Here is a 15,358-nt window from a genome sequence, read left to right as displayed (position 1 = left end):
AGCTCAGCGCAAGCAGCCAGGAAAGCGAAGCTGTTTAGCGGAATATCGAATTTAAAATCTTTATCTTTCTCAACAAGTTGAAAAAGGGAGCCCCAGCGGCTCTCCCTTTTTCTAACGTGAATATATTCCCATACCCTCATTAAGCTTTCGCTTTTGAGGTTTTTTCCTTTGGCCGCAAAGCCTGTTTGTTTCTTGCCAGCATCAAGTCCGCCACAATCGGCAAATGGTCGGAAACATCCGTTGAAATAGTCGCGGTTTGCGCAACTTCCATTTCCGGACTGAAGAAAATATAATCAATGCGGGTGACAGGTTTCAAATCCACACCCGTTGTATGGTATGAATGCGGTGAGGGATACGTATAAGCGTCTCCTCTTTTCATTTTCAGGAAAGCATCCGTAAAATGGCGGTTCATTTTGCGGATTGGCGCATAAAACGGCGGAGCGTTGAAGTCGCCCATTACGATACAAGGGAACTTGCTCTTTTCCGTCAACGCCAGAATTTCATTCACACTAAGTTTTAATTCTTCATCTTTCAATGAAAGATGTGCGTTAAAAACATTGATCGCCATATCATCTATTTCGATGACCGCTTCCAGGACTCCGCGCTGCTCATCGTTTCCATACCATTGTTTGACGGGAGTCATATGGTGATTCTTACTGTATGTGATGGGATATTTACTTAAAATTGCGTTGCCATATTGCTGATTCGGCATTCCTTCCCGTTCCGGGGGATAATCCAGGTTGGCACCGTATGTGGTGTACATGCCAAGCCGATTGCCCAGCCATTCCACCTGATCCATAAACTGACTCCGTTCCCCGAAGAAACGATCGACTTCCTGCAAGCCGATAACGGTTGCGCAGGAATCTTCAATAACAGTAGCCGTCCTCTCAAGATCCGTAATTCCATCCATACCTAAACCGTGGGCGATGTTAAACGACATGACTTTGAAAATTGGCGGTTTCCTGTTTTTCATGCTTCGCTCTCCTTTTTTGGGACAAACTTTGTTTGCTCAAAAGATCTGCTTTTGATTTCGAGTTTAGTATAGCAAGCTCCCGGAGAAATTACTGTATCAGCCGTGTAAAAGTTTGTAAAGTTTATTAAGCTTTAGGGTAGAGTGCCAAAACAGCGAGGATCGGCCTGTGATCGGACGCTTCGGTATCGATGGTTTCTGCCTCAAGAACCTGCCAGTGCCTGCTGTAAAAAATAAAGTCGATTTTCTGCCCATGGTCACCTTCTTTTTTATAAGTTTCGGGGTGGGAAGCGGGCGCGCCGAAAACATTGTCCAGTTCTTCTTCAATCCGTTTCATATGCGGACTGTCCGGTTCCGCGTTGAAATCGCCGGTCAGAACTGCCGGCAGATCCTGGTTCCGGATGATTCCCAGCAATTCTTCGATATTGCGTTCAAGCTGTTTTTCATTCAGAGATAAATGGGTGTTGAAAAATGCGATTGCTTCGTCATTTATTTCAATGGTCGCTTCCAGCAACCCCCTTTGTTCACTTTCAGGCCCTTCTTCCAGTTTCTTCAACAGGTGATTTTGGTAGCTTTTTATCGGATGACGGCTCAATATCGCGTTGCCATAAGCTTGCAGCGGCCATTTGGCATCTGCCGGATGCGCAGTCAGATTCGGTCCGAATGCTGCGTGCATACTCAGCCTTTTCGCCAGCCATTTAACTTGATCCGTGAAATCCGTCCGTTCCGAGAAATTCTGGTCCACTTCCTGAAGACCCGCAATATCCACTTCCGCATTTTCGATGACCGAGGCCGTAAGCTCGAGGTCGAGGCGGCCATCCATCGTCAAACCTGAAGAAATATTAAAGCTCATTATTCTGAGCGCCACATCTGCATTGCCCATTTTGACGGCCTCCTCTTTTTATCAGCTTTTCCCTGTCAGCATTATATGAAACTAGCGTTGGAACGATATTTCAAAGTTTATGCAAATGAAAATTGCGATTGCTAATTCGGTTGATTTTTTTCGTTTTATTGTCGAGATATCGGATGTTTCAAGAGTAAAATTTCCAGTTAATTGGATGTACTGTCTGCTGCAAATGAAATACCGTCCATTCCATTTTTTAAAGATGGTTAATATAAATTAAAAATCCCATTATTTGGACTTACTTTCCAAATCCCACGAAATACTTTCCATATAGGCTTAAATACTTTCCAATTCACGCAGAATCCTTTCCAAAATGGCCGAAATACTTTCCATTTTATATTTTTATGTGCCACCAAAAAATATGTATAATATTTCAAAATCTATTCTTCTATAAATAAAATCCCCTCCCCAATAAAAAGAGCCGCGAATATAAAATTCGCAGCCATGCATTATTTTATTTCCTTATTCAAAAGAATTCTCCGGCTCTACGCCGGTATACACCAAGATCGCATCTCGCAAAAACCTTGCTCCGCCTTCGCATGCCTTGTCATAATAAGCGGCAAAACGCTCGTCATCGACATACATCTGCGCAAGTCCCGAATGCGCTTCTTTACTGTAAGCAGGCCATGTGAATGACAGCCATTCCTTATGGAGATCAGCTGTTTTTTGAGCGAGCTCGCCTGAAGGATCTCCAGTTCCGCATGCTTTAGCAAGGGCATCCAGCACTTTCTGCTCCAGGCTTTTGAACTCTTTGTATTTCTCTTCACTCATATTGAGCATTTTCGCATTCGATTTGTCGACCGTGTCGTCGCCGTATTTCCCGCGGATTTCTGCTCCGTATTGCTGCTCGTTGTCCTCGACCAGTTTCTGTTTGAACCCTTTGAATTTTTCATTGTCAGCCATTGTGCTCTTCCCTTCTGCTGCGGAAATCGTGGATTCCACATTAGTGATCAGGAGATCCAGCTGCCGGCGCCGGGCGAGGAGTTTTTCCCGGTGCATCCTGAGTGCGGCCGGTCCGTCGAATGAAGGATTTGAAATGATTTTCTGGATGCTGTCCAGGTCCAGCCCCAGTTCACGGTAAAAAAGAATCTGCTGCAGCTTATCGACTTCTTCCCTGCCATAAATCCGGTAGCCGGATGAATTTTTCCTGGCCGGTTCCAATAATCCGATTTCATCATAATAACGGAGAGTTCTCGTACTGACTCCCGCCATCCGCGCCAACTTCTGAACGGTATATTCCATCTCCTCACCTCCTGATGAGTCCACATTACACCTTTACGCTGCGTCAAGGTCAAGCATAAAATCTAAGTTAATTGCTGCTCCGCAAATTCACGGTAAAGATTATGGGAACCGGTCAATTCGCTGTGTTTGCCCATGCCGGTCACCCGTCCCTTTTCAATGAAGATGATTTTATCAGCGTCCACAATGGTTGAAAGCCGGTGGGCGATGACCAGCGTCGTGCGCCCTTCCATCAGACGGCTCAATGCCTGTTGCACGATGCCTTCCGATTGGCTGTCGAGACTTGCCGTCGCTTCGTCCATCATCAGGATTTTCGGGTCGCGCAGGAACGCACGGGCAATCGCAATCCGCTGCCTTTGTCCTCCTGATAATTTGACACCGCGTTCACCAACCTGTGTATCCAGGCCGTCCGGAAATTCCTTAATGAAATCTTCCGCATACGCCATTCTTGCCACAGTCCATAATTGCTCATCCGGTATCGCCTCAGCGTCTGCCAGACCATATGTCAGATTGGCGCGGATCGTTCCGCCCATCATAGCCGATTCCTGTGACACGTAGCCGATCTGGTCACGCCATGAATTGATGGAAAGTTCACGGATCGGCACATCGCCGATGAGGATTTCGCCTTGTTGCGGTTCATAGAAGCGTTCGAGCAAACCGAACACTGTCGTTTTGCCTCCGCCGCTCGGTCCGGCAAACGCGATCATTTCACCAGGCTGCGCTTCGAAGCTGACGTCCTGCAGCACCGGTTCACCGGTTTCATAAGAAAATGTCACGCCGGAAACGCGCAAGGTCTTGCCGGCAATATCCATTTCCTTGCCTTGCTGCCCTTCTTCGAGCGGCAAGTCCAGAATCCCGATGATTCGCTCCGTCGCTCCTTTCGCTTTTTGCAGTTCCGTGAAGAACATCGCAAAAGTAGTGACCGGCATGATGATCTGGAATAAATACAAGAGAAACGCCACAAGCGAACCTGTCGACATTGTCCCTTCCGCTACCCGGATCCCGCCGTATCCAATGATTGTAACAATCACCGCCATCATCACTACATACATAAGCGGCGCAATGATCGCATAGATTTTCGCTTCTCTCATGCCTGTTCTGAAAAGCTGCTGAATGCCGCTCAAGCCTTTGCGCTCTTCCACCATTTCAGCAGTGGAAGATTTCATCAAGCGGATCTCACTGATCGTCTGCTGGACATGGCCGGAGAATTCGGCGGTCTCATCCTGCAGTGTCCGCGAAATCTTCGCCATGCGGCGGCCCAGAGGGAACATGATCAGCACAGTTACAGGTACAGCAAGCAGCATGATCAATGTCATCTTCCAGTCGAGAATCAGCAGAATCGTTACAGCACCAACAATGGAAACGATTCCTGTAATGAAATTCGGGAAATGGTCTGTAATGAGGTTTCGTACAACTCCCGTATCACTGACCACCCGGCTGACGGTTTCACCACTCGAATGCTGATCAAAATAACCGACACGCAGGCGGATCAGGCGGATCCACATCTTATCGCGCAATCCGGCGACAATCCGCTGCCCCACTTTGCTGAGCAGGTAAATGGATACACCATTGATGAGCGCCTGGAGGATGAAGGCTGCCACGATGCCGATTATCAACGGCACACTCAATGACTCCACTGAAAAACCATCGACCAGGTTTCTGGTCAGCAGCGGCACGACCAGCCCGACAAGGGTGGTGATCAAACTGGCCAGCAGCCCAAAAATCAAAGCCGCCTTCGGAATCTTCAACGATAGGATTAACGAAACGAAAGGTTTTAACCCCATTTTTTCTTCCTTGTTTTCCATGATTCTAAACTCCTGTCGTGGTCAATTTACTGCCATTTTGCGTAAATGCAGGTATCCGTCAGCCTTTTGCCGTCAACTGATAATTCATCGTTATGCAGAACGCCTTCCAATACGTAGCCCAATTTCTCCGGGACGGCGCGGCTTTTGAGATTCTCCGCGTCACACAGGATTTCGACGCGGCGGCAGCCGAAACTGTTCAGAGCCAGATCGGTCAGGGTGCTCACCGCTTCCACCATATAGCCTTTGCCGCTTTGTGCCGTGCTGATCCAATAGCCGATTTCCATTTTCGGCATATTCCATTCAATATTATGGAAGCCTGTCGATCCAATAAATTCATCTGTTTCCCTATCAAAGATCAAATAGCGGAGATTTTCCCTTTTCAGGAAAAGGATATGCGCTTCCATCGTATTGATTTCAGTATCGGCAGGAGATGGATCTTCCAATACAAAACCGAGCCACGGTTTCAACTCATCCATGGAAGCTTTAATCGCCGCATTGATCACTTTTCCATCCCCCGGTTTTGGCATGCGCAGTTTCAGCCGTTCTGTGAATAATTCTTCCAGCACTTCCGGTATTTTAACTTTTTTCTCCATAATTACTGTATCCCCCTTATTTAACTGCTGCTATCTTACGGTCTTTCGGCAGTCCGAGCCCGACTAATCCAAGAAGCGGAAGAAACGATACTACTACCATCGTTTCATAAACACCGATCGAATCCATCAGGATGCCGATGACTACGCCGCCGATTGCGCCCATGCCGAATGCCAGACCGACCGTCAGCCCCGCCATGGTCCCAATTTTACTTGGCACCAATTCCTGCGCGTACACCACCGTAACTGAAAAGCTCAGCATAATGAAAAAGCCGATCAGCCCAAGGAGCAGCAGGACCGCGTAAAGCGGCATGTAGGGCAATATCAAAGCGAGTGGAATTGGTACCGCAAGTGACATCACGATGACATTTTTCCGCCCGATTTTATCTGCCAGCGGACCGCCAAAGAACGTGCCTGCCGCACCTACGCCCAAAAACAGGAAGATGTACAGCTGACCCTGCTGAATCGTCAGCCCATACGTTTCCATGAGGTGGAAAATATAGAAGCTGGTGATATTCGTGACGTAAAAAGAACGTGCAAAAATGATGATCAGCAATAAAGTCAAAGCGATGCCGATCTGCTTGCGGGTCATTTCCGGCAACGACGACAAGAGCACTTTCTTCACTTTCTGCAGCTTCTCCTGTTCCAGCTGCTCTTTATACCACCGTGAAATTTTCGACAGGATAAAAATGCCCAGCGCCGCAACGAATAAAAACAATGCAGCTCCCGTCTGGCCAAGCGGCACCAGAATGAACGCACTGATCAACGGTGCCAGCGCCTGCCCGGAATTGCCGCCGACCTGATAAATCGACTGAGACAATCCCCGTTTTGATCCAGCTGCCATATAGGAAACACGCGAACCTTCGGGATGGAAGACGGCGGACCCAAAGCCGAGAAACATCACCGACACCAGGATCATCCAATATTCGAGTGCAAAAGCGAGCCCGGCAATTCCAAGGAATGAACTGGTCATTCCGAGCGGCAAAGCATATGGCATCGGTTTTTTGTCACTGATATAACCGACTACTGGCTGCAGGACAGAAGCCACCATATTCAAGGCAAAGGCGATTAAGCCCAGTTGTGTAAAAGTCAGACCCCGTTCTTCTTCCAAAATCGGAAACATGGCGGGTATGACCGCCTGCAAGGTATCATTCAGCAAATGGCATGCGCCGATTGCGAACATGACCGGATATACCGGGTTCCCTGCCATAGATGTCTTAATTGCGTTCGCCATTACAGGTCCTCCAGTAAATTAGTTTTAAAATATGTATGATTCCAGCCGAATCCCATACATCGGCTGATTTATCTATTATAAAACAGTTGGGAAATAAAAAGACACCCAGGGACTTGCTCCCCCGGTGTCTCAGGCTGCTTTCAGCTGCTTCCAATTTTCCAGCCGTCTGTCCAATATGAAATTACCGAACGGTATAAAAGCTACCGCCAGTGCGCCGACGGTAAAACGGAACGGCCATCTCACTGCAAAAGTGGCGTAAATGATCATCAATACATAAACGGTGAACAGTCCGCCATGAAGCGCACCCACCACACTGACAACTTCCGGCATGCCGAAAAAGTATTTCAGCGGCATCGCAATAAACAATAGCAGCAACAAAGAGCCGCCTTCAACAAATCCCATGAAACGAAATTGATTCAATGCATTTTTCAAGTCCTTCTACTCCTCTTTCATACTATCCACCATTATAGAAGAGGAGCTTCCCCCTCTACAAGCAGATGACTTGAAAGACCAGCGAAAAAGCTGGAGACATTGCAAATTTTCGCCACATATTGAATGACGTTACGTCAAAGTTTCAGCGTTTATCAGGATGCATCATCCCAGTTTTACAAAGAGGACTTTTAAATAATTGCCTTCTTTGAATTTCGGATCGACCCTAAAATCCGGCGGCAGGGCATGCTCTTCCACAACGCTGTATTTTCTTCCCAAGTCCTTGAATGCCCGGTCAATGAACCCTTTGAATTTTTTCATCCCGAAAGAGGCGCTGTTTGTCGAAGCGACGATGATACCTTTGTCTTCTGTAATCGCAATCGCTTCTTTCATGAGATTCGTATAGTCTTTCGATGTACTGAACGTATATTTCTTGGATCGCGCAAAACTCGGTGGATCCAAAATTACGATATCGAATTTCAATTCCTTGCGCTTGGCATATTTGAAATAGTTGAAAACGTCCATAACCAGGATATCCTGGTTTTCGTAATCGATGCCGTTGACACTGAATTGCTCGATGGTCTTAGCGGAACTTCTTTTAGCTAAATCGACACTGGTCGTTTTATCCGCTCCCCCAAGAGCAGCAGCGACAGAGAATGCACCGGTATAGGAAAACGTATTCAACACCGTTTTCCCTTCTGCGTATTTTTCCTTGATCGCCTGGCGCACTTCCCGCTGATCCAGGAAAATGCCTGTCATTGCTCCATCATTCATGTAAACGGCGTAATTGACTCCATTCTCTTTGACGATCAACGGGAATTCTCCGCGCTCGCCCGCGACAAAATCATCGTCTTCAATGTATTGCCCTTTTGTATCAAAGCGTTTTTTCTCGTATATCCCTTTGAATTCCGCCACATTTTTCAAAGCGGCCACAAAGTCTTCCTTGAATGAATAAACCCCTTCGCTGTACCAGCTCACCAGGAAATAGCCATCATAATAATCGATGATGACGCCCCCGAACCCGTCACCTTCTCCGTTGAACAGCCTGAATGCGGTAGTTTCCGGATTATTGAACAAGTCACGGCGTCGGCGCAGCGCTTCGATAAGCTTCCGCTCGATGAACGCCTGGTCGATGTTTTCAGTTTCATCTCGGGTCAGCACCCAGCCGGCGCCTTTGTTTTGATTGCCGTAATAGGCTTTTGCTACAAAACGCCCTTTGCTGTCTGTCAGGTTGATAATTGTCCCTTCTTCCTGAAGGCGCTCGGCTCCTTCAAGCGAATCTTTTGTTATCAAGGGATAGCCCGCGGCAATCTCCGCTTTGGATTTATCTTTCAATTTTATGGTGATTTGCTGTTTCATCAAGTCTCATCCTATCTGTATTTTGCCCATTTATCTTATAATAAGTGTATAACAAAGCCTCTCTCAATACACTCTTTTCATCGGAATAACAGCTGAGGAGGAGAAATCATGAAGAAAAAGATCCACACCTATAACATTCTTCTGTCGAACGGGGAATGGCTGGAGAATATCCGGTTTGAGGGTCCGCTCGAATACCATTTCTCCGGGGTCATGGTCAGTTTGCTTCCTGTTCAGGATGCTGCCGGCAAAACGATTGTGCTGAATATGCATCATATCGTCAAAGCCGAGCTTCTGACTGTTGAAGAAATTGGACCATGAGCAAACAAAGAAACGTTCAGCACGGTAAAAGTGCTGAACGCTTTTTAGATTCATCGGATTATGCTGGCAGCAACGCTGAACGGGTGCTTGCGCTATTCCTTATTCACTGATCCATTCCCACGCATCTTCCATCTGGTCAATGTCGAAATGCTTTGTTTTGATGGATGGCAGATAGTCACTGGTTTCGACCAGCTTCTCAACTTTTTCATCATCGCTAACCACCGCCAGTTTATTGTATTGGCTCCAGCGTTTCACATCAATTTTCATTTCCTCGAGCAACGCTTTAAAAGAAGCGCCTTCAAAGTGGTAAAGAATCGCGTAAAGGTTGAATTCCCCTTTTTCCGAAAACTTTTCCTGTATAACTTTATCGAGCTTCGTTAAATCATCTTTTGTTACGTGGCCTTCGATTTCCACTGCAATTGTTTCCATATCTTTACTCGGCACTAAAGTCAGCATTTTTCCGCCCCTTCCTTAAAATTATCGTATTATTCTATTCCCTATTCTCAGACAGTCAAACTGGATGCTCAACGCCTTCTCCCGATTTTTGCCCAGAATAAAAACTGTTCCGCAGCCTTTTGGCTTTGAAACAGTTTCAAGTGTCATAATCAGTTTTGATTTTCGGTTGATGTGACGTCTTCCCCTCTGGTGAAGCGGGCGATAATCCCCGTAATAAGAATGGTTGCCAATGCCGGCAGCAGCCAGCCAAGGCCTTCATTATAAAGCGGAAGTATTATGTTGTAAAAGTCGACGATTGCCTGCAGCCATGAAGGGTTTTCAACGCCAATCGAAGCTGTCAGCGTTTTCATTCCATCGAACGCAGCGATGAAAAACGTCACGATAATCGCCGACGCATAAACGAGGCGGCGGTGCTTAAAGAGCGGTGACAGGAACGCCAGCATTATCAGCACGATGGCCAGTGGATATAAAAACAGCAGCACCGGAATCGAAAAGGCGATGATGTTCGCAAGGCCCGCATTTGTAACAATCAATGAAAAGACGGAAAAGATGACAACATAGATTTTGTAATCGATCACCGGTGCAAGCTTATTGAAAAATCCTGCATTTGCTACGATTAAGCCCACTGCTGTTGTCAGGCAGGCAAGCGTGATGATGACGGCAAGCAATAATTGGCCGAATGTGCCGAAGTAATGGGCAGAGGCTCCACTCAAGACCGGACCGCCTGTTTCGAGGAGCCCTAATGTGCCTGTACTTGTTGCACCAAGATAGGCTATTCCAGTGTAAACGACAGCCAATAATACAGCTGCGATTACGGCACTCTTCAAAGTTGCAGCCAGAACGCCTTTAGCGGAAGTAACCCCCAGTTTACGCACTGAGGCGATAACGATAATTCCAAAAACAAGTGAGGCCAAGGCATCCATGGTGTTATAGCCTTCCAGGAATCCTGTCAGAAATGGGCTGTCCGTGTAATTGTCCTGAGGTGCGCCAATCGTGCCCATCGGCATGAACAGAGCAGCTACCAGCAGCACGGCCAGCGTCACCAGAATAGCAGGAGACAGGAACTTCCCGATCTTGTTGACGATTTCCAATGGGTTCAATGACAGCGCCAGTGCAATCGCAAAAAAGATGATGGAGAACACAAGCAAGATGACCGTTCCCGAACTGCCCGGTGTAAAGGGGGCGATTCCGATTTCATAAGCGACCGCGGCTGTCCGTGGCAATGCGAAGAAAGGCCCGATCGTCAAATACAGCAAAGATGTAAAAACGAGTCCATAAACCGGATGGACCCGGCTTGAAAGATCACGTAAATCATTGCTTTTTGAATAGCCGAGAGCAAGAATTCCGAGCAAAGGCAAGCCTACGCCCGTTATCAGAAAGCCAGTGACGGCAATTGCCACTTCAGATCCCGCATATTGTCCCAATTGTGCGGGAAAAATCAGGTTCCCCGCACCAAAAAACAAAGCAAACAGCATCATGCCGATTATAAGATAAGATTTAAAATTCAGATTTGTATCCATGCAGGTTCCTCCTGAGGATGTAAGCATTTGGATTGAACCGTTCCCAAAATTCCATGATTCGATGCATTACATTAGCCATCTTACAATACTCAAAGCAAAATGCAACTGCTGAAACCATTAAATTTTCAAAAAATCTGTCTTTTGAAATCCATTTACTTCTTTTAATATACAGAATATTCATTTCATGTTAAAAGCTGGAGAAAAATCAGCTTTTCTCCAGCTCATGTTCACTATTTTAATGTGGCAATGGATGTGAGGCTTTTAACTTTATAATCTTATTCCCCGTTCAGCGAACCGGAAACCAAATCAGGAAGATCCATTCGAAACTGTATAAATCTCTTCAAAAGGCTGAACGATGACGAAACCGTCTCCCTGGAATTCCATCTGGATCGATTCACCGCTGCCCCGTCCGATAAAGGTGCGGAAGCTGACGTCGGTGCGGAATTCCGGTGTCAAATTACCTGACCATGCCACTGTTGCATTCGGGTCGGTAATGACAGGCTGTCCCGGTTTCACCAATAATGTCAGCGGCTCGTAATGTGAAGTGATGGCGACACGCCCCCTGCCTTTCAATGTAACATTGAACAAACCGCCTGCCATCATGCCAGCCACTTTGCGCATTAATTTTATTTCCCATTCAATTCCCGGCTCAAAAGCAAGCAAATCATTGCCGTTTACCGTAATGGTTTCATCGTTCAATTCGAAAATCGTGATTTTCTTGCCTTGGTCAGCGAGATACAAGCGCCCTTGTCCATTGGCTTTCATCAGTGAAGTGCCTTCACCCGTCAATGCTTTTTTGAACATCGTGCCAAGGCCATGTTCCATGACGCCTTCCCGCGCAAACTTAATCTGCCCGGTATAGGAAATCATCGACCCTGTTTTCGCCCAAACCATCCCGTCCAGATTCACTTCCAGAATCCTTTCCGTCTCCAGTTCAAAATAATCATTTTCCCGTTCGTCCTGCCGTGTCTTTTCGATAAAATCCTTGATTGTATAATTGCTCATTCCGATTCCTCCATTCGTTTCTTTACTATACGGCCAACGGATTGCAGAAGTTTCATCGCGAATAAAACCGTTCCATCCATTCCACAATATTTTTTCGCTTTTCATTGATATACTGTAAAAATAGAAACTTTTAAGTCTGGGAAATAAAGGGGCGCACGCGCAATGAAATTTTTGATGCTTCTGTTTCAATTCATTTTTATATATGGTTTTTTCTTTCTCGGCCAATTGCTGCGCGAGCTGTTCAGCATCCCCTTGCCTGCAAGCATCATCGGCTTCATGCTGATGTTCGCCGCTTTACTTCTTAAGCTTGTCCCATTGCGTTTTGTGGATTCCACAGCCACTTTGCTGCTGTCTTTTTTACCGCTTTTCTTTATACCCGCCACAGTAGGAGTTATCGAATACCTCGATGTATTCACCGGCAAAGGTTTTTTCCTGATTGTCGTCATTATTTTCAGCACCTTATTGACGATGGCTGCATCCGGTTCCACCAGCCAATATCTTGGCCGCCGGATTGAAGCACGAAAGGAGCAGAAATGATGAGCGATTTACTAGTTGCATTTTTTTTCATCGGTTTTACATTCGCTGCTTACTTTTTAATGAACCTTCTATATATAAGATTCCACTTTTCCTTTTTAATGCCTGCTTTGACAGCCACATTCATCATTGTGCTGTTCTTACTGATGACTGGGACATCGTATGAAACGTATATGACCGGTGGCCAGTGGATCGACAGTTTCATGGGCCCTGCCGTTGTCGCCTTGGCAATTCCGTTGTATAAACAGCGAAAACTATTATTCGATAATCTTGTGCCTGTCCTTTCAGGTATCCTGGTCGGAGTAGTCATCGGCATGGCCTCCGGTATCACTTTGGCAAAATTATTCGGATTTTCAAGGACGTTGATCCTTTCCTTACTGCCAAAATCCATCACCACACCTGTGGCTATGGAGGTGACCGAGCAATTAGGCGGTATCCCTTCCCTAGCGGCAGTGTTTGTCATGATTGCGGGATTCTCCGGAATTATTGTCGGGCCCGCCTTCCTGAAACTGCTCCGTATCGAAACGCCGATCGGCATCGGCATGGGCTTGGGGGCTTCGGCTCATGGCATTGGAACCGCCAAAGCTTTGGAATATGGCGCGCAGGAAGCATCAGTCAGCTCAGTCGCCATGTCATTAAGTGCAGTTATCGGTTCATTTTTGGCTCCTGTTTTTGTCTGGATTTTCTTCCTCTGAAAACTTGCTGCATAAGCCTGCGATATACTGCATATTGATTACTGCCTTTTCTGTTTTATTGGCGTATAATGGATAGTAATAAGAGTTTGAGAGAGGGTAGATTGAATATGCCGGTCCCGACTAACCATTCAAAACCTGTTCGTACAAGTGCTAAAGAAAGTGCCTATTCCCAGCTGGAACAATGGATTATAGACGGTACGCTGCAGCCAGGAGAGAAGCTGACTGATATCGAACTGGCCCAGGCGCTCAATTTGAGCAGAACCCCCATCCGAGAAGCGCTGCAGTTGCTTGAGATGGTGGGTTTTGTGAAAATGTATCCTGGAAAAGCCACCACCGTTACGGAAGTGTTAAAAGAAGATATCAATCATCTGCTGCCGCCTCTTGCCGTGTTGCAAGCGCTGGCCGGCGAGCTTGCTGTTCCGAACATTACCGAGGACCAAATCAGGCGTCTGGAAGAAACCAATCAGCGTTTTGCCAAAGCTATTGAAGCAAAAGACAGTTTCACTGCACTCAAAATAGATGAAGAATTTCACCGGATCATTATTGAAGCCGCTCAGAATCCATACATCACCATTATGCTCAGCCGGCTGCAATCCCATGTGAGAAGGCAGTTTTTCCATCATTCATTGGAGTTGTCGGAAGCTTCCCGCAACGAACACGACCAGATTATCCAGGCTTTCAAAGACAAGGATGCCGAACGCCTTTCTTCTCTGACAAAAAATAATTGGATCCGCTCCATCGAAGAAATGAATGCCAAATAGCAACTCTTCCATTGAAAAAAGCTGTTCCGAAAGCATTTGCTTTCGGAACAGCTTTTTGTGATTCCTATTTAATTCCTTACCGGCTCGACACTTTCACCTTTTCTGCTCGAAGCAACCAAACCGGTGACAACGATTGTGATGACGGCCGGCAATAACCAGCCGAGTCCTTCATTATACAGCGGAAGTACAGTGCCATAGAAATCGATGACTGATTGCAGCCACACAGGATTTTCCACTCCCAGTGTGCCGGTCAGTGTTTTGAATCCGTCAATCACTGCGATAAAGAACGTCACAGTTATTGTCGCGACATAGACAGCACGTGCATGATTAAATAACGGCGATGTGAAAGCCAGGAGAATCAGCACAATTGCCAAAGGATACAGGAACATCAAGACAGGGATTGAATACGTGATGATATTGGAAAGGCCAGCATTCGTTACAACCAATGCAAATACAGAGAAAATGACAACAAACACTTTATAGCTGATTTTCGGTGCCAGCTTATGGAAAAATTCCGCGTTGGCAACAATCAGGCCAACCGCTGTTGTCAGGCACGCAAGCGAAATGATGACAGCTATCAGCAAAGTGCCGAATGTGCCGAAGTAATGAGCAGAAGCTCCGCTCAGAACCGGACCGCCTGTTTCCAATAGACCCAATGTGCCTGTACTCGTTGCACCAAGCAGCGCGATGCCCGTATAGACAACAGCAAGCAATGCCGCCGCGACAAGCCCGCTTTTCAATGTAGCGGTAAGAACGCCTTTGGGAGAGTTGACGCCCATTTTACGGATAGCCGCAATGACGATGATGCCGAATACCAGCGACGCCAGCGCGTCCATTGTGTTATAGCCTTCCAGGAAACCGGTCATGAAGGCATTATCCAGGTAGCCTCCCTGCGGTGTTCCCGCTTCACCCATCGGCGTGATGAACGCCGCGATCAACAGCACCGCCAAAGTCACTAAAATTGCAGGTGACAGGAATTTGCCGACACTGTCGACGATTTTAGAAGGATTCAATGAGATGAACAAAGCAACAGCAAAAAAGATAATTGAGAATATCAGCAGCATCGTCCCCATCGAACCGTCACTGACAAAAGGGGCGATGCCGACTTCATAAGCGACAGCACCTGTTCTCGGCAATGCGAAGAAGGGCCCGATCGTCAAATACAATAGAGAAGTGAAAAGGATGCCGTAAATCGGATGCACACGGCTCGAAAGATCCTGAAGATCATTGCTTTTTGAATAACCGATCGCCAGAATTCCGAGAAGCGGCAAGCCCACACCTGTTATTAGGAATCCGAGTATTGCAATACCGACTTCCGTTCCTGCATATTGCCCCAATTGCGCGGGAAAAATCAGGTTCCCTGCCCCAAAAAATAATGCGAACAACATCATACCGACAACTGCATACGACTTAAATGATAATTTACTATCCATACTTTCTCCTCCTCATGCTCTTTTCCTGTATTTGCTTTGCTTGTCATTATATATTTTCAATATAACTTTAAGACCCGAAATACATTATGCGATATATTGCATAATG

16 protein-coding genes are annotated in these 15,358 nt (G+C 46.6%); 4 read left to right on the top strand and 12 right to left on the bottom strand.

Annotation, left to right across the window (positions count from 1 at the left end; translation table 11 throughout):
- Positions 1–139: 139 nt before the first annotated feature.
- The 8 genes from CXF70_RS09625 to CXF70_RS09590 all read right to left on the bottom strand — a co-directional run bounded on the left by CXF70_RS09625 (position 140) and on the right by CXF70_RS09590 (position 8,530).
- Positions 140–973 carry an endonuclease/exonuclease/phosphatase family protein gene (locus CXF70_RS09625; protein ID WP_101802466.1) on the bottom strand — a complete coding sequence of 278 codons (834 nt, stop codon included), beginning with the start codon at positions 971–973 and terminating at the stop codon, positions 140–142.
- Positions 974–1,097: 124 nt separating this feature from the next.
- Positions 1,098–1,853, bottom strand: a complete 756-nt coding sequence (locus tag CXF70_RS09620; protein WP_101802465.1) for an endonuclease/exonuclease/phosphatase family protein — start codon at positions 1,851–1,853, stop codon at positions 1,098–1,100.
- Positions 1,854–2,336: 483 nt separating this feature from the next.
- Entirely contained in the window at positions 2,337–3,116 is a 780-nt protein-coding gene (locus CXF70_RS09615) for a MerR family transcriptional regulator (protein WP_101802464.1), read from the bottom strand.
- Positions 3,117–3,178: 62 nt separating this feature from the next.
- On the bottom strand, positions 3,179–4,918 hold the full coding sequence (locus CXF70_RS09610) for an ABC transporter ATP-binding protein (RefSeq protein ID WP_101802463.1): 1,740 nt from the start codon (positions 4,916–4,918) through the stop codon (positions 3,179–3,181).
- Between the two features lie 26 nt (positions 4,919–4,944).
- Positions 4,945–5,511 carry a GNAT family N-acetyltransferase gene (locus CXF70_RS09605; protein WP_101802462.1) on the bottom strand — a complete coding sequence of 189 codons (567 nt, stop codon included), beginning with the start codon at positions 5,509–5,511 and terminating at the stop codon, positions 4,945–4,947.
- Between the two features lie 16 nt (positions 5,512–5,527).
- Positions 5,528–6,742: an MFS transporter gene (locus CXF70_RS09600; protein ID WP_101802461.1), complete on the bottom strand. Its 1,215-nt coding sequence runs from the start codon at positions 6,740–6,742 to the stop codon at positions 5,528–5,530.
- A gap of 129 nt (positions 6,743–6,871) precedes the next feature.
- The gene (locus CXF70_RS09595) at positions 6,872–7,174 is read right to left on the bottom strand and encodes a DUF3817 domain-containing protein (RefSeq protein ID WP_255400080.1); all 303 of its coding nucleotides are present in this window, start codon (positions 7,172–7,174) and stop codon (positions 6,872–6,874) included.
- A gap of 162 nt (positions 7,175–7,336) precedes the next feature.
- The gene (locus CXF70_RS09590; protein ID WP_101802460.1) at positions 7,337–8,530 is read right to left on the bottom strand and encodes a class I SAM-dependent rRNA methyltransferase; all 1,194 of its coding nucleotides are present in this window, start codon (positions 8,528–8,530) and stop codon (positions 7,337–7,339) included.
- A gap of 108 nt (positions 8,531–8,638) precedes the next feature.
- Between CXF70_RS09590 and CXF70_RS09585 the strand changes: the two genes are divergently transcribed.
- Positions 8,639–8,848 (top strand): hypothetical protein, encoded by a 210-nt coding sequence (locus CXF70_RS09585; RefSeq protein ID WP_084243296.1) that lies wholly within the window; start codon positions 8,639–8,641, stop codon positions 8,846–8,848.
- Positions 8,849–8,947: 99 nt separating this feature from the next.
- On the opposite strand, the gene CXF70_RS09580 is transcribed toward CXF70_RS09585, so the two are convergent.
- The 3 genes from CXF70_RS09580 to CXF70_RS09570 form a co-directional block, all read right to left on the bottom strand.
- Complete coding sequence (locus CXF70_RS09580; protein WP_101802459.1) at positions 8,948–9,304, bottom strand: SpoIIAA family protein; 357 nt, start codon at positions 9,302–9,304, stop codon at positions 8,948–8,950.
- A gap of 149 nt (positions 9,305–9,453) precedes the next feature.
- Positions 9,454–10,824: a branched-chain amino acid transport system II carrier protein gene (brnQ, locus tag CXF70_RS09575; RefSeq protein ID WP_101802458.1), complete on the bottom strand. Its 1,371-nt coding sequence runs from the start codon at positions 10,822–10,824 to the stop codon at positions 9,454–9,456.
- Between the two features lie 306 nt (positions 10,825–11,130).
- Positions 11,131–11,829, bottom strand: a complete 699-nt coding sequence (locus CXF70_RS09570; RefSeq protein ID WP_101802550.1) for an AIM24 family protein — start codon at positions 11,827–11,829, stop codon at positions 11,131–11,133.
- A 162-nt stretch (positions 11,830–11,991) separates the two neighbouring features.
- Here CXF70_RS09570 and CXF70_RS09565 point away from each other — a divergent pair, with 162 nt between their 5' ends.
- From CXF70_RS09565 to CXF70_RS09555, 3 genes are all read left to right on the top strand, one after another.
- Entirely contained in the window at positions 11,992–12,366 is a 375-nt protein-coding gene (locus tag CXF70_RS09565) for a CidA/LrgA family protein (RefSeq protein WP_084243300.1), read from the top strand.
- Positions 12,366–13,058: an LrgB family protein gene (locus tag CXF70_RS09560; RefSeq protein ID WP_101802457.1), complete on the top strand. Its 693-nt coding sequence runs from the start codon at positions 12,366–12,368 to the stop codon at positions 13,056–13,058. The genes CXF70_RS09565 and CXF70_RS09560 overlap by 1 nt, the downstream gene beginning before the upstream one ends.
- Positions 13,059–13,165: 107 nt before the next feature.
- On the top strand, positions 13,166–13,819 hold the full coding sequence (locus CXF70_RS09555; RefSeq protein ID WP_084243302.1) for a GntR family transcriptional regulator: 654 nt from the start codon (positions 13,166–13,168) through the stop codon (positions 13,817–13,819).
- A gap of 68 nt (positions 13,820–13,887) precedes the next feature.
- On the opposite strand, the gene brnQ (CXF70_RS09550) is transcribed toward CXF70_RS09555, so the two are convergent.
- Positions 13,888–15,252 (bottom strand): branched-chain amino acid transport system II carrier protein, encoded by a 1,365-nt coding sequence (brnQ, locus tag CXF70_RS09550; protein ID WP_101802456.1) that lies wholly within the window; start codon positions 15,250–15,252, stop codon positions 13,888–13,890.
- Between the last annotated feature and the right edge of the window lie 106 nt (positions 15,253–15,358).

Source organism: Planomicrobium sp. MB-3u-38, assembly GCF_002836425.1.
In the GTDB taxonomy this organism is placed as follows: Bacteria; Bacillota; Bacilli; order Bacillales_A; family Planococcaceae; genus Planococcus; species Planococcus okeanokoites.
The sequence above is the reverse complement of the archived record's forward strand: the minus strand, read 5'-3'. Positions and strand labels throughout refer to the sequence as shown.

Coding starts and splice junctions, on each gene's coding strand:
- CXF70_RS09555 (WP_084243302.1), top strand. CDS start 13,166: ATGCCGGTCCCGACTAACCATTCAAAACCTGTTCGTACAAGTGCTAAA.
- CXF70_RS09570 (WP_101802550.1), bottom strand. CDS start 11,829: ATGAGCAATTATACAATCAAGGATTTTATCGAAAAGACACGGCAGGAC.
- CXF70_RS09590 (WP_101802460.1), bottom strand. CDS start 8,530: ATGAAACAGCAAATCACCATAAAATTGAAAGATAAATCCAAAGCGGAG.
- CXF70_RS09580 (WP_101802459.1), bottom strand. CDS start 9,304: ATGCTGACTTTAGTGCCGAGTAAAGATATGGAAACAATTGCAGTGGAA.
- CXF70_RS09615 (WP_101802464.1), bottom strand. CDS start 3,116: ATGGAATATACCGTTCAGAAGTTGGCGCGGATGGCGGGAGTCAGTACG.
- CXF70_RS09605 (WP_101802462.1), bottom strand. CDS start 5,511: ATGGAGAAAAAAGTTAAAATACCGGAAGTGCTGGAAGAATTATTCACA.
- CXF70_RS09565 (WP_084243300.1), top strand. CDS start 11,992: ATGAAATTTTTGATGCTTCTGTTTCAATTCATTTTTATATATGGTTTT.
- CXF70_RS09625 (WP_101802466.1), bottom strand. CDS start 973: ATGAAAAACAGGAAACCGCCAATTTTCAAAGTCATGTCGTTTAACATC.
- brnQ (WP_101802456.1), bottom strand. CDS start 15,252: ATGGATAGTAAATTATCATTTAAGTCGTATGCAGTTGTCGGTATGATG.
- CXF70_RS09610 (WP_101802463.1), bottom strand. CDS start 4,918: ATGGAAAACAAGGAAGAAAAAATGGGGTTAAAACCTTTCGTTTCGTTA.
- CXF70_RS09620 (WP_101802465.1), bottom strand. CDS start 1,853: ATGGGCAATGCAGATGTGGCGCTCAGAATAATGAGCTTTAATATTTCT.
- CXF70_RS09585 (WP_084243296.1), top strand. CDS start 8,639: ATGAAGAAAAAGATCCACACCTATAACATTCTTCTGTCGAACGGGGAA.
- CXF70_RS09560 (WP_101802457.1), top strand. CDS start 12,366: ATGAGCGATTTACTAGTTGCATTTTTTTTCATCGGTTTTACATTCGCT.
- brnQ (WP_101802458.1), bottom strand. CDS start 10,824: ATGGATACAAATCTGAATTTTAAATCTTATCTTATAATCGGCATGATG.
- CXF70_RS09600 (WP_101802461.1), bottom strand. CDS start 6,742: ATGGCGAACGCAATTAAGACATCTATGGCAGGGAACCCGGTATATCCG.